Annotated in this window: 16 protein-coding genes; 6 read left to right on the top strand and 10 right to left on the bottom strand. The window is 43.3% G+C overall.

Going from position 1 to position 20022, the window contains the following annotated elements; translation table 11 throughout:
* Positions 1 to 5: 5 nt before the first annotated feature.
* From VL121_RS05145 to nusG, 5 genes are all read right to left on the bottom strand, one after another.
* Positions 6 to 827 (bottom strand): ABC transporter permease, encoded by an 822-nt coding sequence (locus VL121_RS05145; protein WP_325402851.1) that lies wholly within the window; start codon positions 825 to 827, stop codon positions 6 to 8.
* Positions 828 to 894: 67 nt separating this feature from the next.
* The gene (locus VL121_RS05140) at positions 895 to 3291 is read right to left on the bottom strand and encodes a GumC family protein (RefSeq protein ID WP_325402849.1); all 2397 of its coding nucleotides are present in this window, start codon (positions 3289 to 3291) and stop codon (positions 895 to 897) included.
* A 75-nt stretch (positions 3292 to 3366) separates the two neighbouring features.
* The gene (locus tag VL121_RS05135; protein WP_325402847.1) at positions 3367 to 4209 is read right to left on the bottom strand and encodes a polysaccharide biosynthesis/export family protein; all 843 of its coding nucleotides are present in this window, start codon (positions 4207 to 4209) and stop codon (positions 3367 to 3369) included.
* A gap of 176 nt (positions 4210 to 4385) precedes the next feature.
* The gene (gene wecB, locus VL121_RS05130; protein WP_325402845.1) at positions 4386 to 5486 is read right to left on the bottom strand and encodes a non-hydrolyzing UDP-N-acetylglucosamine 2-epimerase; all 1101 of its coding nucleotides are present in this window, start codon (positions 5484 to 5486) and stop codon (positions 4386 to 4388) included.
* A 111-nt stretch (positions 5487 to 5597) separates the two neighbouring features.
* Positions 5598 to 6098 carry a transcription termination/antitermination protein NusG gene (gene nusG, locus VL121_RS05125; protein WP_325402843.1) on the bottom strand — a complete coding sequence of 167 codons (501 nt, stop codon included), beginning with the start codon at positions 6096 to 6098 and terminating at the stop codon, positions 5598 to 5600.
* Between the two features lie 877 nt (positions 6099 to 6975).
* Here nusG and typA point away from each other — a divergent pair.
* Together typA and VL121_RS05115 are read left to right on the top strand one after the other, a co-directional pair.
* The gene (gene typA, locus VL121_RS05120) at positions 6976 to 8787 is read left to right on the top strand and encodes a translational GTPase TypA (RefSeq protein WP_325402841.1); all 1812 of its coding nucleotides are present in this window, start codon (positions 6976 to 6978) and stop codon (positions 8785 to 8787) included.
* Between the two features lie 248 nt (positions 8788 to 9035).
* Complete coding sequence (locus tag VL121_RS05115) at positions 9036 to 9761, top strand: 6-phosphogluconolactonase (RefSeq protein WP_325402839.1); 726 nt, start codon at positions 9036 to 9038, stop codon at positions 9759 to 9761.
* A gap of 42 nt (positions 9762 to 9803) precedes the next feature.
* Here the strand turns inward: VL121_RS05115 and VL121_RS05110 are convergent, their stop codons facing one another.
* The 3 genes from VL121_RS05110 to rpiB all read right to left on the bottom strand — a co-directional run bounded on the left by VL121_RS05110 (position 9804) and on the right by rpiB (position 12426).
* Positions 9804 to 10235 (bottom strand): hypothetical protein, encoded by a 432-nt coding sequence (locus VL121_RS05110; RefSeq protein ID WP_325402837.1) that lies wholly within the window; start codon positions 10233 to 10235, stop codon positions 9804 to 9806.
* 144 nt (positions 10236 to 10379) lie between these two features.
* Positions 10380 to 11870: a M28 family peptidase gene (locus VL121_RS05105; protein ID WP_325402835.1), complete on the bottom strand. Its 1491-nt coding sequence runs from the start codon at positions 11868 to 11870 to the stop codon at positions 10380 to 10382.
* A 91-nt stretch (positions 11871 to 11961) separates the two neighbouring features.
* A complete protein-coding gene (gene rpiB / locus VL121_RS05100; RefSeq protein ID WP_325402834.1) occupies positions 11962 to 12426 on the bottom strand; it encodes a ribose 5-phosphate isomerase B in 465 nt (154 codons plus the stop codon).
* Between the two features lie 129 nt (positions 12427 to 12555).
* Here rpiB and VL121_RS05095 point away from each other — a divergent pair, with 129 nt between their 5' ends.
* From VL121_RS05095 to VL121_RS05080, 4 genes are all read left to right on the top strand, one after another.
* A complete protein-coding gene (locus VL121_RS05095; protein WP_325402833.1) occupies positions 12556 to 13458 on the top strand; it encodes a helix-turn-helix domain-containing protein in 903 nt (300 codons plus the stop codon).
* 264 nt (positions 13459 to 13722) lie between these two features.
* A complete protein-coding gene (locus VL121_RS05090; RefSeq protein WP_325402832.1) occupies positions 13723 to 15120 on the top strand; it encodes an FAD-binding oxidoreductase in 1398 nt (465 codons plus the stop codon).
* Positions 15121 to 15172: 52 nt separating this feature from the next.
* Positions 15173 to 15742 carry a hypothetical protein gene (locus tag VL121_RS05085; RefSeq protein WP_325402831.1) on the top strand — a complete coding sequence of 190 codons (570 nt, stop codon included), beginning with the start codon at positions 15173 to 15175 and terminating at the stop codon, positions 15740 to 15742.
* A 31-nt stretch (positions 15743 to 15773) separates the two neighbouring features.
* On the top strand, positions 15774 to 16229 hold the full coding sequence (locus VL121_RS05080) for a nucleoside deaminase (RefSeq protein ID WP_325402830.1): 456 nt from the start codon (positions 15774 to 15776) through the stop codon (positions 16227 to 16229).
* A 110-nt stretch (positions 16230 to 16339) separates the two neighbouring features.
* Here the strand turns inward: VL121_RS05080 and VL121_RS05075 are convergent, their stop codons facing one another.
* Both VL121_RS05075 and pgl read right to left on the bottom strand, forming a co-directional pair.
* Positions 16340 to 18877: a TonB-dependent receptor gene (locus VL121_RS05075; RefSeq protein WP_325402828.1), complete on the bottom strand. Its 2538-nt coding sequence runs from the start codon at positions 18875 to 18877 to the stop codon at positions 16340 to 16342.
* A gap of 263 nt (positions 18878 to 19140) precedes the next feature.
* Positions 19141 to 19881, bottom strand: coding sequence for a 6-phosphogluconolactonase (gene pgl, locus VL121_RS05070; protein ID WP_325402826.1), 741 nt, complete (start codon positions 19879 to 19881; stop codon positions 19141 to 19143).
* Positions 19882 to 20022 lie beyond the last annotated feature (141 nt).

Genomic DNA, 20022 nt, shown 5'->3' with positions numbered 1-20022 from the left:
ATTGATTAGATAAGATCCGCAAAGGATTTTTCCATTTTCCTGAATTGGCGTATACCTATCCAAAGGAATATAAGAGAAACACTTAAGGAAATCAACATTGTATCCCAGTACAAATGTTGCTGACCATTAAGCAAACACCAGCGAAAGCCATCTATCACCCCAACCATAGGATTAAGTGCATACAGCAATCGCCATTTTTCAGGAATATTATTACTGTTAAATCCGACCGGGCTGATATACAATCCGAACTGTACAATAAAAGGTACGATGTACCGGAAGTCACGAAATTTTACATTCATTGCTGTTAAGTACAACCCGATGCCTAGGCTAGCAATAAAAGCAAGAAGGAGGAATAGGGGTAATAATAACATTTGCCAACCAGGTGAGTATTGATACCAAACAAACAAACCCAGCATCAACACAAATGAAATGGCAAAATCCACCAGGCTGGTTATTACCGTAGCAGCGGGTATAATAAGGCGAGGAAAGTATACTTTTGAAATAAGATTGGTATTACCTATAAGGCTGCCACTGGCTTCTGAAAGCGAAGAAGAGAAAAACGTCCAGGGTAGCATACCGGCATAAACCAGTATAGCATATGGGGCGTCTAAACCCGCTGGCATTTTGGCGACACGACTGAATATTACAGTAAAAACGATCATAGTAAGCAAAGGGCGAATAATGCTCCAGGCCGCGCCAATAACTGTTTGCTTATACCTTACTTTTATGTCGCGCCAGCTTAATATATAAAATAATTCGCGGTAACGCCAAAGGTCTTTCCAATATTTTTTTTCCGTTCTGCCCGCTTCTATTATAAGTTCTTCCATTTGCTGATTTGGGTTTGAAAATGTATACCTCTCCAAAAAGATATTGAAAAGGGGCGGGCTACTACAACTACCTTTTTTTTATCCATTTGTACCACCAATTTCTACTGGTCCTTTTATTAACTTCAAAGTAGTCTCCAGCCTGGGCATACCCGTATCCATAGCCATACCCATAGTAGCTTCCGCCGCCATATCCGTAATATCCCTTGTAACGTCCCTGGGTTTTAATGTCATTTATCACCAGCCCCATATTGGGCAGTCTTTTTTGCTGGTATACGTCTTCCACCAAACTCAATTGCCGCTTAAGGGTGTAGCCCTGCCGAACAATATAGAGGCTGGCATCGGCAAAGGTGCTGAGCGTAAAAGCATCGCTTACCAACCCAACCGGGGCCGTGTCAATAATAATAAACTCGAAACGTGATTTTAACTCCTCAAATAATTTTCCCACCTGCTTATCTAATAATAATTCCGAGGGGTTGGGCGGCACAGGTCCGCAGCCTATAACATATAGGCCGGGAAATTCAGCCACTGGCTGAAGGATATCTTCCAGCGTTGCCTTACCTATAATAAAATTGCTCAAGCCCTTTGTAGCCTGCATATCAAGCCCTTTTAACAGGCGGGGCTTACGGATATCAAATTCAAGGACCACTGTTTTTTTGCCCGTTAACGCCATTGCTGCGCCATAATTGGTGGCCACAAAAGATTTGCCTTCGCCGCTTACGGAAGAGGTAATCAGTATTACAGGCCTGGCTATTTTATTGATCAGGTATTGCACATTGGTGCGCATGATGCGGAACTGTTCGGCCACCACCGTTCTGCTCCCAGCCTTCACTACCAGGGTTTCGTCCTCTGCATGGCCTATTTCACCAATTATGGGCGCCTGGGTTTGTTTGATAACTTCTTCCCGCTCCAGTATTTTATCCTTCAATAATTCAATAAGTGCCGCAATAGCAGCCGGAACCAGTATCCCGGCAAAAAGCGCCAGCAGGTAAATGCTTTTTTTATTGGGCTTTACCGGCGCGCCCGAAGCGGAAGCCTCTTCCAGCGGGCTGGAACTGGCTACGGTAGCGGCGGCAGAAATAGCCGCTTCTTCCCGCTTTTGCAGTAAAAACAAATAGAGATCCTGCTTTATTTTTTGCTGGCGTTCTATATCCAAAAGGCCCTTTGCTTTGGAAGGCACCGTTTTAATACCCGACTGGGAGCGGCTGATCTGCTCCTGCATTTTATTAGCCGTAATTTTATACGCTTCTTTTACATTCTTCAGCGCTTCCTGGATCTGTTCCCGCAATTTTGCCAGGGTAGCGTTTACGGTAAGCAATGCGGTGTTGGAAGGCCCCGTTGTTTGTACAAGATTATTGCGCTGTAACTGCAAAGCGTTATACTGACTAAGCAGTGGCAACAAAGTTGACTCCTGTATGCCCAGATCAGTGGGCACGATCTTGTATTGATTGGATGGATCATTGAGGTATTGCAATAAATAATCTACCACACCGATCTGCACCTGCTGGGTAACCAGTTGCTTATTGCTCTCGGCAAAATTATCGTAATATAGCTGCGATTGTGTACCCAGGTCAATGACGTTATTTTTTTCACGAAAGCGGAGGAGGCCGCTTTCCACATCGCCCAGCTCATTTTTAATGGTATCTAAACGTTCGTCAATAAACTGCATGGTTACTCTTGATATCTGGCGCTTATCTTCCACGTTCATTTTACCGTATTCCTTCATCAGCTCATTGATTACATCCTTACCATAGGGTATATTATCCGTTTCAATGGAAATATCCAAAATGGTGGCCTGGTCAATGGTTTGAGCCGTACTAATAGACGATGCCAATGCGGTGGTAGCTCTTGCCAATGGTGAATAAGAGATGATAAATACATTACTGCTGAAAGCGTTGAATGAGCGATCGGATAAACGCTTTAAACGAAAAATCCCAACATTGTTTTCAAATATTTTATTGTATTCAAAATGCCCATTTGTATGCTGAAACTTAAACTGCTTGTCGGTTGCCTCAATTTCAAATGCAAAGGAGCGGGAAGAATCTTTGAGCGTAATGATCTCTAATGCTACCGGGGCAGAACCATATATATTGGAAGACCTTACTTTGCCCTTATTAAAATAGCTTATCTGCAAGTCAAGGTTCTTTACCACCCGCTGCACCAGGGGGCGCGACTTTAATATCTCTAATTCATTTTTAAGATTTACATTATTGGAAAACAGGAACATGTCTTCAAGGCTCTCACCGCCACCTCCGCCACTTTTGGTTTGTTTATTAATAAATAAAGAACCGCTTACATTATAAATAGGCGTTTCGTACCTTATTTTTATGAATGCCAATACCAGCGCAAGCAGTATACAAACCACTACCAGGGGTAAATACCGCAGGTATTTGAAAATAAGTTCTTTTAAATTAAATTCCTTTGCGGCAGGCGCAGTTTCAAAACCCGTATCGTATTTGTCAAGCATGTATTTTATTCGTTCGTTTAGGGGTCAATGAAAAGCTGCATTTAAAATACGTTTTCTGCAAGTTCTATATTATACTCAGCGAAAAATTTGGATAAATACTAAAGTAAGGGAAATCAGAATGGTGGAAATAGTAGCCGCCCTTGCGAAATTACGGGAAGACTCCTGTTCAGATATATCAGGCTTTTTAGGATTAGCCTTTACAATTACGATATCGTTTTGCTGCAGGTAATAGTAAGGAGAAGCAAATATATCCGGTTTGCTTACATCCAAATTGCCGAAGCTTCTTTTGCCATTGGTTTCCCTTACTACCATAATGCTGTCTTTCAAGCCATATAAGGTAATATCTCCGGCCATACCCAGGGCTTCCAGTATATTTATTTTTTCGCCCGGTACCGAATAAACACCCTGTTTGGCAACCTCACCCAACATGGTAAACTTATAGTTCAAAAAACGGATATTGCAATAAGGGTTCATGAGGTATTTGGTTAATTTTTCCCTGAGCATATCTTCCAATCCCGCTTTAGTCAGTCCTTCCACATGCAGCTCACCCAGCAACTGGAAGCGGATATTTCCGTTGGCATCTACCAAATAGCCGGGCATGCTTTGGGGAGCGGATCCTGTTGTGCCGGTAGCTGCACCTGCACCGGAAGCGGCGCCGGCGGCCAGCGTGGTATTCATTTGCTGGTTAAATACAGCCGTAGCTTCGGGATTGTCGCTGTATATGGTAATGCCTATCAGATCACCTTTCTGTATCAGCGGCTCCGGCAGGTTAATCTGGCTGAGCGCGGCGGTATCAATAGGTCCCTGCAGGTATTGCACCGGCCTGGTGGTGCGGCACGAAAACAGCAGTAAGCACAACGCCAGTATTCCCGGGGCGACCCGGGTTACTACTTTATTAATGAAGTTATGGATAGTCATTCGCCGGTATTTATAATAATGTACTGCACAGGTAATTGCAAAAAAGAATTAACGTATGGTAATTGCGGATATTGTTGTTTGGGGCTGTCGGGTATCAGGTGAGCAAGTACTAAGCAGAAAATACTACTTCTTTCACCGCTCAACTATCCCTTCTTCCTGCTCCTGGCTTTATACGTTTATAAAATATCTGCCAATATTTTTACAATGCGGTCTGATGATTTGCCATCCCACAAATCGGGGATTTTACCGGTTTTATACTGCCCGTTGCGGATAGCGGTTATGAACCCGGCAATACTCGCTGTATCAAAGGGTACGAGGGTGTTGGTACCCGAAGTGCAGGTAACCGGCCGTTCCGTATTGGGCCGCAGCGTTAAGCAGGGCTTTTGAATAAAAGTGGTTTCCTCCTGTATGCCCCCGCTGTCTGTTATCACAAATGCTGCAGAGGTAATAAGCTTTTGAAATGAAAAATAATCTAAGGGCGGGGTGGTAATAATGTTTTTATTGGTGGTAAACATGTCTATCAGTCCAAAATTAGACAGGTTTTTCAGCGTTCGCGGGTGAATGGGAAATACCAGCTTATAATGCCCGGTTATATTTTCTATAATGGAAAGCAGTTGGGTTAAGCCTGCCTTATTATCTACAGTAGCCGGCCGGTGCATGGTCATGAGGGCAAAGGCTTGTGCTGTAATACCCAGCTCATCAGTTATGGCGCATTTATCTATTTTAGTTTTGAAAGCCACCAGGGTATCAATCATGGTATTGCCCACAAAAAATAGGTTGTTCTTTGGTTTGCCCTCTCTATCCAGGTTATCTATCCCGCTTTGTTCCGTAACAAAAAAATAATCGCTGATCTCATCGGTAAGTATCCTGTTGATCTCTTCCGGCATCGTTCTGTCGAAGCTCCTGAGACCACTTTCCAAATGGGCAACCGGGATGTTTAATTTATAGCCCGCAAGCGCGGCTGCCAGGGTAGAATTAACATCTCCCACCACCATCAGCAGGTGGGGGACGCCGTTTTCCCGGAATAGTTTTTCTAAGCGCAGCATAATTTCCGCTGTCTGGCTGTTGGGAGAGCCGGGCGGTATGTTCAGGAAATAGTCGGGAACAAGCTCAAACTGATCAAAAAACACATCGGCCATTTTGGCGTCATAATGCTGTCCGGTATGTATAATGCTGATCTGGATATTTTTATATGCTTCGGCTGCTTTTTTAAACTGGGTAACTTTTATAAAATTGGGGCGCGTTCCTACTACAATATATACCTGTTTTACAGTCATTTTAAACGGTTAGTATGGTTTTGTAAGGATTTAAGATTTATTTGGCGCTTGTTATTTGCCTTTTGATGCTTTATATTTCTCCTGGATTTTACTTTTGTCTGTCTTTACCTTTCACACCGGCCTTATTTCATTACTGCTCAGCCTGGCGGTTAACCTAAAGCCAAGACTTTCTAATACTACCTGTACTTTGTTTTTATCCGACCGGATTACGATACCCTCCTTGTCCATGAGTACGCCGCTCATAATCTTTACCCGCTGGTTAGGCATAAACTGCAAGGGCTCGGCTTCTACATGTTCATGTTCATTTAAAAACTTCCTGATGATGTGAATCTCTTCATCTTTTATAATGGCGGGTTTACCGTTCCAGTACACGAAGTTCACCACGCCGCCCACCATTCTTACTTTCGTCATTTCATTTTCCTCCACCTGCACAAAAACATACGATTTAAACAGGGGTTCATGCACAATTTTATAGCGGTCGCTCCATTTTTTCCTTACTTTATTCAAGGGGCAGTAGGCCGCTATTTCCTGCTCCTGCAACAGGGCATATACTTTTTTTTCCCACCTGGGCTTAGTATATATGGCGTACCATTTTTTAGTGTTGTTGTTCATGATTAGTGAATGGCGGAAGGTAGAAGATTGTTATTTTAGATTTGCGGCTGTCAGCCGTCAATCAGCTATCAGTGCAGTAATTGCTAATGCCAGGATAAATACTTAAATGGTGAGAAGTCAGTTGTCAGTAGTGTGTACCCATCCCGGATTTGAATTGTACCTGTCATTGCCAGCCTGCCCTCCGTGGGAATGAACCATCTGTACCTGTTTTAGGCGCTTCCTCCCTGCAGCCTGCAACTTGCCTCCTCATTTCCACATTCTCCACATTTCCCACACTTCCACATTCTTCACAGCTTCGCCACCTCGGTCACAAATTTATTTTTGCAACCGGCAAACTATTCCACGCTTAAAGCCTGCTTTCTTAGCATATATCGTACCCGGATCAGGTATATGATACAAAGCCGGTATATTAAATCTTTACTAATGCGGGAACTTCAAGATAGTCAGGAGCTTATATAAAAGCTCACAACAATTTCGTTTGGCAAATATAGAGGTAAAAAGCAATTCAGGTATCAGGTAACAGCGGGAACGAGTTTGAAATTTGAGCTTCCACTATTATAATAACTATATATTTCCGGGTTATGTTTCCGGCAAATTTCGCAGATAAACGCGGGGGATATTGAATAACCGGTATCAATAAGATGTAATCTGTATGGAAGCCCGTTAAGCAGGCTTTTTAATCCTATTATTCCAGGTATCCGCAGTTGGAAGATGGTTAGGATGCTAAAATAACAATAATTAAACGCTAAACGATTGCGCTCCCGTGGATTTGTTGTAGCTTTGCACCCTCAAAAAAATAGCCATTTGGCTTTAGGTGTCTTATACAGCCTTTATGGGCGTTGCTGATTTCCAAAGGCTGAGTTAAAGAATTTATAAAATGCAGATAAGAAACATAGCCATCATCGCTCACGTTGACCACGGTAAAACCACACTGGTTGATAAGATATTACATCAAACCAATGTATTCCGGTCTAACCAGGAAAGCGGCGAACTGATCATGGATAATAACGACCTGGAAAGAGAAAGAGGTATTACTATTTTTAGTAAGAATGCTTCGGTTATCTATAAAGGCGTAAAAATTAATGTAATTGATACCCCCGGTCACTCTGATTTTGGCGGGGAGGTGGAAAGGGTATTAAAAATGGCCGATGGCGTACTATTATTGGTAGATGCGTTTGAAGGCCCCATGCCACAAACCCGCTTCGTATTGCAAAAAGCCCTGCAACTGAACCTGCGGCCCATGGTCATCATTAATAAAGTAGACAAGCCGAACTGCCGTCCCGATGAAGTACATGACGCGGTGTTTGAATTGTTCTTTAACTTAGATGCCACCGAAGCGCAACTTGATTTTCCTACATTTTACGGCTCCGGTAAGAACGGCTGGTTCAATGATTCCTTAACACCTTCTGAAGATATCACTCCTTTATTAGATGGTATTTTAAAGTACGTACCCGAACCTAAGGTAAACGAAGGACCGCTGCAGATGCAGATCACTTCATTAGATTACTCTTCCTTTCTGGGGCGCATAGCCGTGGGTAAGGTTACCCGTGGCAGCATTAAGGAAGGTCAGCCTTTTGCACTGGTGCAGGCAGATGGTTCCATCAAAAAGTCGAGAGTAAAAGAGCTTTATGTTTTTGAATCGCTGGGAAAGAAAAAAGTTACGGAAGTAATAGCAGGTGATATTTGTGCAGTGGTAGGACTGGAGGGCTTTAATATCGGCGATACGATCGCAGATGCGGAAGTTCCGGAAGCGTTACCGGTGATCAGCGTGGATGAGCCTACTATGAACATGCTGTTCAGTATTAATAATTCCCCCTTCTTTGGCAAAGATGGAAAATTTGTGACCAGCAGGCACCTGCGCGACAGGCTGATGAAAGAAACAGAAAAAAACCTGGCGCTTAAAGTGCTGGATAATGATAATGGCGACAGTTTTATGGTATATGGCCGCGGTATATTGCACCTGGGTATATTAATAGAAACTATGCGCAGGGAAGGATATGAGTTAACAGTAGGACAGCCGCAGGTAATTGTAAAAACGATTGATGGCAAAAAATGTGAACCTTACGAGATATTAGTGGTAGATGTTCCTGAAGCATTTGCAAGCAAGGCCATTGACCTGGTATCACGCCGCAAAGGCGAGATGCTGGTAATGGAAACAAAAGGTAATATGCAACACCTTGAGTTTGATATCCCTTCCCGTGGACTGATAGGGTTACGCACCCAACTCTTAACGGCTACTACAGGTGAAGCTGTAATGGCGCATCGTTTCAACGAATACAAACCCTGGAAAGGCCCTATTCCGGGCAGGAATAACGGTGTGCTGTTGTCGAAGAACCAGGATAAAACTACCGGTTATTCCATTGATAAATTGCAGGATCGCGGAACCTTTTTTGTAGATCCCGGAGAAGAAGTATATGCAGGACAAATTATTGCAGAACATATTAAACCGGGCGACCTGGTAGTAAATGCTACGGAAGCAAAAAAGCTTACCAATCACCGTGCCAGTGGTACCGATGATGCAACACGCATAGCGCCAAAAACAATGATGTCGCTCGAAGAATGTATGGAATATATCCAGCACGATGAATGTATTGAAGTTACCCCCGGCCATATCCGTATGCGCAAGGTAATATTAGATGATGAGGAACGTAAAAAGCAATCCAAAAAGCTGAGCGTGCAGGAAGCATAAAAGCAGATAACATTTTTTTGAAAGGCCGGTTCGGGAGGATCAGCCTTTTTGTATAGCTGTATTTTGCGGGACAAAGTCCCGGGAGAACATAACAGAAACGAAGTTTGAAACTTCGTATAGCGATGCATTTCCAGCTCTTCAGACCAGTCACTTTTCCAGGCAGATTTCTACGTTAGAATAAATGGCAAAATAAGAAAATAAAGCCTGCCAGACGGTTCTTTTCAACCGATCGTTGATACCTTTACAGGATGCAGCTTATCATTTTTAAAGACTATAACGCCTTATCGCAACAGGCGGCAAATGAAATTATTTCACTGGTAAAACATAAGCCGGATGCCGTATTGTGCCTGCCTTCGGGAAGTACGCCATTGCTTACCTGCCAACTGCTGGTACAAAAAGCAAAAGCGGAAAATGTTGATTTTTCATCCTGCACTTTTATCGGGTTAGATGAATGGGTGGGCATCCCCCCGGATAATGAAGGGAGCTGCGCCTTTTTTTTCCGCAACGAAGTGTTTAAGCACCTGCACTTTTCCGCTTCACATATCCATTTGTTCAACGCCTTATCCGAAAACCTTGCTCAGGAATGCGCCGCAATGGACAGTGTGATCTTTGAAAATGGCGGCATTGACCTGATGCTGGTTGGCGTTGGAATGAACGGACATATTGGGTTTAATGAACCGGGCATTTCTTTTGACCTGTATTCACATATAGCCCCCTTAGATGAAACCACTACTGCTGTTGGACAAAAATATTTTAAAGAAGCCACAGAACTCAGCCAGGGTATTACACTTGGATTAAAACATCTTTTGGAAAGTAAAAAAGTATTACTCCTTGCCAATGGAAATAAAAAAGCCGCAATCATACAAAAAGCGCTCGAAGGTGAAATAACCAATGCGCTACCGGCAAGCATTATACGGCAGCACAGCAATAGTATAGTGATGATTGATGAAGAAGCGGCGGTTATGCTGACATAGCCTGTTCATATAACAGCCGGTAAACCCCAACCGAACTTGTTCTTATTTTTTGAACCTTCCTTTTTTAAAAGCCTGCAATTCCCGCGCATCAGATATAGCCCGAACCAGGTAAATGAGGATGAAAATTTTAATGATAATACTGCCGCCAAGGTAGGTGGGTTTAAGTGCTGCCGAAATAATAGAAATAATGATAAACAAAACCAGCGCAGACAGGATTGAGGGGTAAGGGTTTTTCCTGGCTAAAAACGCGAGTATAATAAAAAAGCCTGCTTCAACTGCCGTGGCAATAGTAACCGCCCAGGAAAAATTATTGCTGGCCAATATAGCAATAATTTCACCTGCAATCAGCAGGCATAATGCATCTAAAATAGTATTCCTGGTTTTATTTTCATCCATTTTCCAGTATGGTACATGTTGTCCGGAGAGAGGAGCCTGCCTGCCGGCAGGCAGGGGAGGGTTGTTGCGCTTTCCCATTCATTTTTAAAACAAAATAACGCAAAAACGCTGTACCCCCAAAAGAATCCCCGACTGTTTTAACACAATTATTTACAAATATCGGTTATTTATATATTTTCATATCATGATCCCGCGCATTACCCGGCTGCGGTTTTATTCTTTCTATCGTAAAGGAATATCACGCTTCAACATATCATTCCTGTTAGCCATATCCCACGCGGTAAAAAATACCAGTTGCGCTCTTTTTTGCAGCAGGCGGTAATTGATCTTGTCCGGCGTATCGGATGGTTCATGATAGTCGGGATGCAAGCCACTAAAGTAAAATATAACAGGCACACCTTTTTTAGCAAAGTTATAGTGATCACTGCGGTAGTATATCCTTTCCGGGTCTTTGGGGTCATTGTATTTGTAATCCAGCTCCAGTTTACTGTATTTTTTATTAACAGCCTCACTAATAGGCTTCAGGTCTGAGCTCAGTTTATCATCACCTACTATATAAATGTAATTAGCAGAATTTCCGTGCTTACGGCTGGGATCTATACGTCCGATCATATCAATATTTAAGTTTACCGTGGTTTTTTCCAAAGGCAGGGCCGGATGTGATGAATAGTAATCGGATCCCCATAAACCTTTTTCTTCACCACTTACCGTCATAAACACAATGCTTCTCCGGGGGCCTTTACCAGCCGCTTTTGCTTTTGTAAATACTTTTGCCAGTTCCAGTATGGTTACGGTACCCGAGCCATCATCATCAGCACCATACCATATGATGCCATCCTTTTTCCCCAGGTGATCATAATGTGCCGTTAGTATTACGTATTCGTCTTTTAAATCGCTTCCTTCTAAAATACCCAGCACATTACTGCTTTGCATGGTCACCATTGTTTTATTAAAGCTGAGCGCTATATTGGCCGTATACACCTGTGGCATAGCGGCAGCTTTCTGAGCCGTATAGCCCGGCCCCATTATTTTCTCCGCCAGGTTTTCGCTGATATAAAAAGTAGTAATGCCTTGTGTTTTGTGGTATGCGTTTACATACATACTGCCTTTTACTACCGCGGGAATAATATTTTTAGTAATAATTAAAAGCGCCGCGGCGCCATTTTTCATGGCAGCCATTTGCTGTGTAAAACCGCTAAATCCCCTGCGGCTACCTGCCGGAATATTGCCTGCCACATCTTCAGACCACACCATCACTAATTTCCCTTTTACATCCAGTCCTTCGTAGTCATCGCGTGCTGTATCGCTTAGTCCGTATCCTGCAAAAACAACTTCCGAAAAACGGAAGCCTGCAGGATGGTTATCTGCAAGATTAACCGAGAAATCCCGGCCGGCTATAAATCCCGTGTCATTTATGGATAAAGCAAGCTGTTGTAAAGAGTCGGCATATACCGGGAAATACATCTCGTAGCTATTTTTATTCCCGGGCGCCAGCCCCAGCAATTTGAATTCATTTTCAATATAGGCGGCGGCTTTTCGTTGTCCTTCCGTAGCTGTTTCCCTGCCTTCCATTTCGGCTCCCGCAATAATGTATAAATGCCTTTGCAAATCTTCAACAGTAATATCTTTCGCAAAGGGCTTGGGGTTGGCATATCGCTGAGCGCGGCCCGCAAGGGCGGATAAAACAAGCAACAACAGGAATAATTTTTTCATACTACGGTCTTTTGAAATAAATATGCCCAAACATAATGGAAAATTACATTTGGGCGTATGATTGTTATGATAAATGGTAAAGTAAACGGAATTACACACAGGCTATTTTATCCACTCTCATCGCATGGCGTCCGCCTTCAAACTCTGTTTGAATGAACTTCCATATCATTTCGAGGGCAAGCTCAACAGATACAAAGCGGCCGGGTATACAAATAATGTTGGCATCGTTATGCTGCCTCGCCAGCTTTGATACGGTTACGCTCCAGCAAATAGCTGCACGTATGTGCTGGTGTTTGTTGGCAGTTATGGCCACACCATTACCGCTGCCGCATAAAAGAATGCCAAATGCTGCTTCTTCCTGTTCAACAGCATTAGCCACAGGGTGGGCAAAATCGGGGTAATCAACCGACTCTTTAGAATGTGTTCCAAAATCCTGCAATTGAAAACCCTCCGCTTTCAGTTGAGCAACAATTTCTTCTTTGTATACAAACCCGGCGTGATCGCAACCAATAGCAATCGGTTGAAAAAGATTAAAAGATGACCGGAGCATACTCATATATTACCAGGTTTGCCTGTGAAAAGATGTATACTTTACAAAAATAAGTAAAGCGGTGCATAACCTTTAGATTATAATCAGTAATTCGTATCTTAACAGGTGCTTTGCCTCACTTTATAAAAGCATGATATGGTTAACGCCTGTAAGTCTGCAACTCCGCGCCCCGGCATTTATGAAGAACCGGCGGCTAAAGACCTTATACCGGGTTGTGGCTATATACATCCCGGTAATGAAACAGCCGGCCCCGGCTACAGGGGTATTCTGGCTGCCATGGTGTATTCCATAAAAGATATTACCCGTTCAAAAAAGCATTCCCTGCTACTACCCCCTCTTTACCGGGCAAAGGAGCTCGTCATGAACAATATAGCCGCTTTTCAGGGAAAGGAACTTAAATGGGAAACTGATGACAGCCTTATGGGCGTGTTTAACGATGCGGCACTGGCGGTACAATGCGCCATTCAAATCCGGCAAAGATTTATACAATCCCAGGCACAACTTCCGGAAATCGTTTTAAAAATTGGGGTAAGCCTAATACAGCCCCCGGCAGCGGAGGGCAACCTTTTTTATGAGGCCATCAAACTGGCACATTACCTGAGCCTGGCAGTGCGCGATAACGGGATATTAATTTCTGCACTTGCAAAAAACTATTGCCGGAAGGAGCAACTTTTACCAGGTAGCACTGAGGTGAAATGGCTTACCATAAAAGAAGAAAGATTTTTATCCAGCCTGATGCGTATTGCCGAATACAGGCTCGCAGATCAGTATTTCAATCTTAATAGCATCAGCAGCGAAATTTGTATAAGCCGGCCGCAGCTCTACCGGAAAATCATAGCCCTAACCGGAAGGTCTCCCCATCATTTTATGCTTGACCTGCGTATGAATAAAGCCACAATATTGCTGAAACAGGAAAAAACAAAGATCGCTGAAATCGCCTATCAAACCGGTTTCAGCAGCCCCTCCTATTTTACCAAATGCTTTTCTGAAAAATTCGGCTGCACACCATCGTGCTTTACTAAAATAAATGCATGCTAAATATATATGCACCTGCAAAATGATCAGATATTGCTATTCTTTGAACAATAATTGCTATTGTTTGGCAGGTTGTCCGCTTACTTTTGTGATCGTATCCATTATCCCTCTCTGCAATATTATCTTACCAGCGCCAGCTTACCCCTGCATTCCCCAAATTGAACCTGTGGAACAAATTTTTGAGCCTTTAAGCAAACAGCACGGCATTACTGCTCAATAATTTTGAAAAAGATTATACACATCATTAAACGCTTCAAACATTGCCAGATGACAAACGAAATAATCAGCACTTTCGAAGCCGGTTTACGGGGAAAACTGGTTCAGCCCGCCGATGCGGCGTATAATACCGTACGAAAAGTATATAATGGTATGATTGACAAGTACCCTGCTATGATCTGCATATGTGCAGATGTTGCCGATATTATTGCCTGTGTACACTTTGCAAGAGAAAACAATATGCTTCTTGCGGTAAGAGGCGGGGGGCATAATGCCGGCGGACTGGGCATTTGCGATGGCGGACTGGTTATTGATCTTTCCGGTATGAAAGCGATTAAAATAAACCACGCCAGCAAAACGGTAGCTGTGGAAAGCGGTTGTTTATTAAAGGAGATGGATGCCGCTACACACGAAGCAGGGATGGCGGTTCCATCGGGCATTTTTGGAACAACAGGAGTAGCGGGACTTACATTGGGTGGCGGACTTGGCCATCTTACCCGTCAATATGGTCTTTCTATAGATAATCTTATAGCGGCCGAAGTTGTTCTGGCAGATGGCAGCCAGGTGAAGGCCTCAGCCGAAGAAAATTCCGACCTGTTTTGGGCTTTGCGCGGCGGCGGCGGAAATTTTGGAATAGTGGTTTCATTTCTTTTTACATTAAGCCCCGCACATACCATTTATGGCGGTCCAATGCTCTGGCATATAGAAGATGCAAAAGAGATGATGCAATGGTATCATAATTTTATAACCAAAGCACCCGAAAATATCAATGGCTTTTTCGCTTTCCTCACCGTTCCTCCCGGCGCGCCATTTCCTGAACATTTACATATGAAGAAAATGTGCGGTATAGTATGGTGCTATAATGGCGATCCGGGCAAAGCCGAAGAAGTGTTTCAACCCATCAGGGCTTTTAAAACACCCGCGCTGGATTTTGTGGGGTTCATGCCCCTGCCTGCTTTGCAAACCATGTTTGATGGGCTGTATCCCCCGGGTTTGCTCTGGTACTGGAAAGCCGATTTTGTAAAAGACTTGAGCAGCACCTCCATTGCGTTGCATGCGGAATATGGCAATAACATGCCAACACCGCTTTCAAGTATGCATATGTACCCGGTAAACGGGGCCGCATCGCGCGTTGGTAAAAATGATACTGCCTGGCATTACCGCGATGCCAACTATGCCGTGGTAATAGTAGGCATTGACGGCGACCCTGCTAATAAAGAAAAGATCATCAACTGGGCAAAAGATTACTGGAACGCGCTGCATCCCTTCTCCGCAGGGGGCGCTTATGTAAATTTTATGATGGATGAAGGCGAAGAAAGGATAGCAGCCACTTATGGCGACAATTATAAAAGACTGATGGAAATAAAAGCAAAATACGATCCGCATAATTTATTCCGGGTGAATCAAAACATTAAACCGCAATTCAGAAAAGCGGACACCGTGGCATAATGCAATAAATTATCCGGTTATATAAACATGGTATTGTTTAAATCTCCGTTTTATGCAAAAGGCTTTTTATTCAGTTGCGGCAATACTGATCTTCCTAATACTTTCTGCTGGCGTCAAAGCCCAGCGGTTTGCTGCCGCCGGAAAACACTTGTATAAGTTTTCTATCGCCGCTGCCCGCCGCCATGTTCCCGAAGCAGCTCCCGTAATGTCTCATCCAAAATCCAGGCAATATTTAAACAGCATTAATATCCGGGCTGTAAGAGATTTTATGAACCGGTATAATAATGTTGATAACGAGTCATGGGTGATTATGGAAGATGGAGGATTTAAAGCGCATTATGTTGCCAATGGCATAGATTATACAGCCTATTACAATAAGCAGGGAAACTGGACGAACAGTTTGAAGATATATACAGAAGAGAAATTACCCTTTAAAGTGCGCGATATGGTAAAACGGGAGTATTATGATTATGCGATCATGCTTATTCATGAAATTGAATCATTCAAAAGTGATAGCGCTCCCACTTATATTATTCGTATGGAAGATGCCCGTTCCTTTTTCTTTATCAGGATCCGTGATGGGGAAATGAATATACTTAAACACCTGCAAAAACAAGAATGAGTACCGTGGAATTGTTATAATTTCGGATACTATGCAGGAAGACATACATTTTATGCGACAGGCAATAAACGAAGCCAGGAAAGCCTTTGAAGAAGAAGAAATACCTGTAGGCGCCGTAGTAGTAATGAACGATACCATTATTGGACGCGGTTATAACCAGGTAGAAAAACTAAAAGACCCTACAGCCCACGCCGAAATGATTGCGCTTACTGCTGCGTTTAATTACCTGGGCAGTAAATATTTACCCGGGGCCAGGATTTACATTACAGTGGAACCCTGCCTGATGTGTGCAGGCGCATTATACTGGAGTAAGATCGGCAAAATTATTTTTGGCGCCACTGATGAAAAAAACGGAAGCATCAGCCGCCCCCCTTTCAGTAACTATCCCCAATTGTCGCCATTTCATCCCAAAGCTATTGTGGTAAAAGACGTTTTGCAGGAAGAATGCGCGCAGTTGATCAAAAGCTTTTTTAAAAACAGGAGATAGGGAATGTGAAAATGGAAGCAGGAGGGTTACAGGGTGCAGGTTACAAGTTACAGAGTACTCCGCCCGGCATTAGAGTTACTCAACTGTCCTGATACCTGACACCTGCCTCATCAATCCTCATCTCCTCCGCCACCGCGGTTGTTGCGGTTCAGTAAAGAGAAATCGGCTTTACCAAATTTATAACTGAATGAGAGCCGGAAGTTTCTTACGTTCCATCTCCTGTAAGCATCCTGGTAAAAGTTTTCCGTATCATAAATGGTTCCCCAGCGGCGGGTATTAAACACATCGTTGATGCCGAAAGTAATGGTACCCCTGTTATTCTTCAAAAGGTCTTTACGTATGGCAAAGTCAACACTGAATTCGGAAAGCATTTTACCCTGCGGTATTACACGCGGCGACTCATAATTGCCCATGACCTGGAAAGCCAGGTTATTGAACACCGGTTTTTTATCTGTTTTAATTTTGTAGTTGGCGGTGAGCCTCGCGTCCCAGTTGAAACCTTTGTTGCTCAGATCAATATCATTGATACGGGCATTTACTTTCCGGTATTGCAGGTTAATGCTGGGCGTAATATCAAAATTGGTACCCGCTTTATATTGCAGCGTAAACTCGGCGCCGTACCTGTTGGTGGTGCTGGCATTTACCCAGGTATTCAGGATGGCATTGGGGTCTACCGCCGCATTTTGCAGTTGCTCATACTGGGCGGCTGTTATGGTATCGCTGTATTGTGTAATATCGTTCGGGTTATTTCTCCAGTACAAAACGCCTAACAGGTTGCCGCCTTTAAAACCTTTGCTGTAGTTGAACTCAAACGAATTAATAAATTCAGGTTGCAACTGCGGGTTACCCTGCCGCAGGTTAACCGGATCGTTGATTTCTATATAAGGATTCAACTGCCAGAAATTGGGCCGCCTGATCCTCCTCGAAAAATTAACCTGCACCTCATCGTCCTCCCCGATCCGCTGAGTTAGAAAAAGGCTTGGGAATAAAGCATTCCATATATTGCTGAGCGATTTGGGATACTGATAACCAAACTTAAACGCATTGTCAATTAGTAGTCCGTCAAATTTAGAATACTCGGCTCTTAATCCTGCCTGGAAAGAGAAGGTTCCCATTTTTTGTGAATAGGTACCGTATACAGCATTTATATTTTCGGTGTATTTGTAATTATTACTTAAAGGCAGTTTTGTTTCCTGGCCGTTATCGTACCCAAAAACATTGAAGTAGCTTTTATAATCGTTAAAATAGGCTCTTAATCCCGTTTCAAATTTTGCGTTCTCCCCTATGGGATGAAGATAATTGGCTTCAAAAGTAACCTGGTTGTTATTGTTTCTTCCGTCATTATTAACTGTAGCAGACGGTTTGTATATTGAGCCATCAGGATAAAAATAACGGTTAAGAATAGTTGAATTAGAACTGCCTTTGCCATAGTTATAGGTAATATCAGCAGTAAGTTCCCGGCCTTCCTGCGGAAAAGTATGTTTATAACTGGCCCGGGTACTGTTGCGGTTAAATCCCCAGCGGCTGTCGCCCACACGGTTGCCATAATATGCTAGTACTTTGCTGCTGTTGAGGTATTCCTGTTCCTGCACTTCATCACTTTTTGAGTTTCCGCCACCGAAGCGCTGCGTTATGGAAAAGGTATTACGGTTATCCATAAAATAATCAAAACCAAAATTAATGGAGCTGAATTTCCGAAAACGGGTGTTAACGGAATACTGGTTGAAATAGTCCTTTGTAACGCCACCCGGTTTGTTTTCCCGCAGGGTTTTCCCCTTGGCCTTTCCGCCAGACTGGTTGTAACCACCGCTCATGAAAAAATTCAATTTACCCTGGCGAAGGTTAAGACTGAGATTTCCGTTGAGTACACGGGGTACGCCAACAGAAGTGCTTACAATTCCATTTAACCCAAAGCGTTTTTCTTTTTTCAATACCACGTTAATGATCCCTCCCGAAGTAGAGGCATCGAATTTAGCCGATGGGTTGGTAATCAGTTCCACTTTTTCAATATGATCGGCAGGTATCTGGTCTAAAGTAAGAATAGTTGGTCTGCCGTCTACAAATATCTGGGGCGTGCTGTTGCGCAGTTCCACATTACCGTCAATATCAACAGAAACCGAAGGAATATTTTTCATTACATCAACGGCCGTACCGCCTGTAGCCGTTAAGCTTTTGTCCACATTAAATACTTTGCGGTCTATATTCATTTCCAGCGCCGGCCGGGTAGCCGTTATTGTTATATCTGCCAGTTGTTTGATAGCGGGATGAAGCGCAATATTACCCAGGTCTTTCTCAAACCGCCCGTTTTCTCCCGGTGAAGCGGCAATGATTTGCTCAAAAGGTTCATATCCCAATGCGGAGATGATCAGCTTATAACCATATGCAGTTGAAATATTAGAAAAACTGAAATTGCCGTTGCTTTTGGTGAGCATTCCTTCGTATAAACTGTCTTTGTGTGCCAGGTACAATTGTACGGAAGCGGCTTCTATACCTTTGCCCGAGTTTTCATCTACCAGTTTACCGTATATCCTGTTCGATCTTACCTGCAGGGTGGGCTGATGGTCGCCTGTTGGCTGCTGCTCAGGATCCTGCGCATTGGCTTCCAAAGAAATAACAATAAAAACCAGCAATGGTATAATACATTTCATGCTTTACTTTTGGGTTGATAAATCAATACAAACACTTCTGATTATCGCCAAATCTATATGTAAGCACAGCGGTTATGTGCATACGGTTTCCCGACTTAAGGTGATAAAAGGGACATATATGAGAGATGAATAAAGGTACAGTTTTATGCAGGAGGAGGTGGTAATTGACAGCTATTAAAGTGAATCGTTAAGTGATTTTAACTTTTTGTTGTGGTAATTTAAATACCTGCATATAAGCAGGCCTTGCCACTCAGTACTATATGTTATTGGTTCAGTGCGGGTTTTTTATTCAGCAAAGCAGCCGCCGCCGCATCAACAAACCAATGCGGCTTGCCCGAAGCGGGCTGTATAATTTGTGAGGGGTAAAGATCAATATCGGGCTTACCTTCCAGCACTTCGTATAAAGCTTTTGCCTTATTAGCGCCAAAGGTTAGAAATACAACTAACGCCGCCCGGTTTACCACAGGCGCCGTAAGGGTAATCCGGTACATTTGCTGGGCAGCTAAATAAAAGGCTTTCACCCATGCCTGTTTTTCATGAATCACTTCCGTTCCCGGGAAAAGAGAGAGCGTATGGCCATCATCGCCCATGCCCGATAATACCAGGTCGAAACTATTTCCTTCCGTTCCAAAATACCCGTGCAGCATCTTTTCATATTCCACCGCCGATTGCGCGGGATCCATATCGGTTCGCATTACATGCACCTGTTCCGGAATAACGGGAACCTTATTCAGCAAATAGGTATAGGTCATTCTTGCATTGTTGCGCTCATCGCTAAAAGGCACGGCACGTTCGTCTCCCCAAAAAATATGTAATTTATCCCAGGCAATACGTTCTTTATACGGGCTGGCAGCTAAAAGTTCGTATAATGCCTTTGGTGAATTGCCGCCGGTAAGCACCCAGGTAAACCTGTTCTGCTTTTGCAAAACAGTTTCAATGGTTTGCGTTATCCATTCCGCTAATGCAGCGGTTACAGTTGAAGGATCTTTTTGTATATGAAGCATGGAGATTTGAGATTTGGAAATTTATAATTTGAGATGCATTACGCTTCGATTTTCGCTTCCGGCTCCGGACTTTATAATTTTATTTGGTTATGGTTTCCTGTAAACTGCAACCATTCTCCCCATTTTAAAATTAGCATTATC

It is taken from the genome of Agriterribacter sp., from assembly GCF_035497235.1.
GTDB lineage: Bacteria > Bacteroidota > Bacteroidia > Chitinophagales > Chitinophagaceae > Agriterribacter.
This window is presented reverse-complemented; position numbering and strand designations above follow the sequence as displayed.

Bases quoted from the DNA above. Each gene is read 5' to 3' on its own strand.
- VL121_RS05145 (WP_325402851.1), bottom strand. From the start codon at position 827: ATGGAAGAACTTATAATAGAAGCGGGCAGAACGGAAAAAAAATATTGG.
- VL121_RS05140 (WP_325402849.1), bottom strand. From the start codon at position 3,291: ATGCTTGACAAATACGATACGGGTTTTGAAACTGCGCCTGCCGCAAAG.
- VL121_RS05135 (WP_325402847.1), bottom strand. From the start codon at position 4,209: ATGACTATCCATAACTTCATTAATAAAGTAGTAACCCGGGTCGCCCCG.
- wecB (WP_325402845.1), bottom strand. From the start codon at position 5,486: ATGACTGTAAAACAGGTATATATTGTAGTAGGAACGCGCCCCAATTTT.
- nusG (WP_325402843.1), bottom strand. From the start codon at position 6,098: ATGAACAACAACACTAAAAAATGGTACGCCATATATACTAAGCCCAGG.
- typA (WP_325402841.1), top strand. From the start codon at position 6,976: ATGCAGATAAGAAACATAGCCATCATCGCTCACGTTGACCACGGTAAA.
- VL121_RS05115 (WP_325402839.1), top strand. From the start codon at position 9,036: ATGCAGCTTATCATTTTTAAAGACTATAACGCCTTATCGCAACAGGCG.
- VL121_RS05110 (WP_325402837.1), bottom strand. From the start codon at position 10,235: ATGGGAAAGCGCAACAACCCTCCCCTGCCTGCCGGCAGGCAGGCTCCT.
- VL121_RS05105 (WP_325402835.1), bottom strand. From the start codon at position 11,870: ATGAAAAAATTATTCCTGTTGTTGCTTGTTTTATCCGCCCTTGCGGGC.
- rpiB (WP_325402834.1), bottom strand. From the start codon at position 12,426: ATGAGTATGCTCCGGTCATCTTTTAATCTTTTTCAACCGATTGCTATT.
- VL121_RS05095 (WP_325402833.1), top strand. From the start codon at position 12,556: ATGGTTAACGCCTGTAAGTCTGCAACTCCGCGCCCCGGCATTTATGAA.
- VL121_RS05090 (WP_325402832.1), top strand. From the start codon at position 13,723: ATGACAAACGAAATAATCAGCACTTTCGAAGCCGGTTTACGGGGAAAA.
- VL121_RS05085 (WP_325402831.1), top strand. From the start codon at position 15,173: ATGCAAAAGGCTTTTTATTCAGTTGCGGCAATACTGATCTTCCTAATA.
- VL121_RS05080 (WP_325402830.1), top strand. From the start codon at position 15,774: ATGCAGGAAGACATACATTTTATGCGACAGGCAATAAACGAAGCCAGG.
- VL121_RS05075 (WP_325402828.1), bottom strand. From the start codon at position 18,877: ATGAAATGTATTATACCATTGCTGGTTTTTATTGTTATTTCTTTGGAA.
- pgl (WP_325402826.1), bottom strand. From the start codon at position 19,881: ATGCTTCATATACAAAAAGATCCTTCAACTGTAACCGCTGCATTAGCG.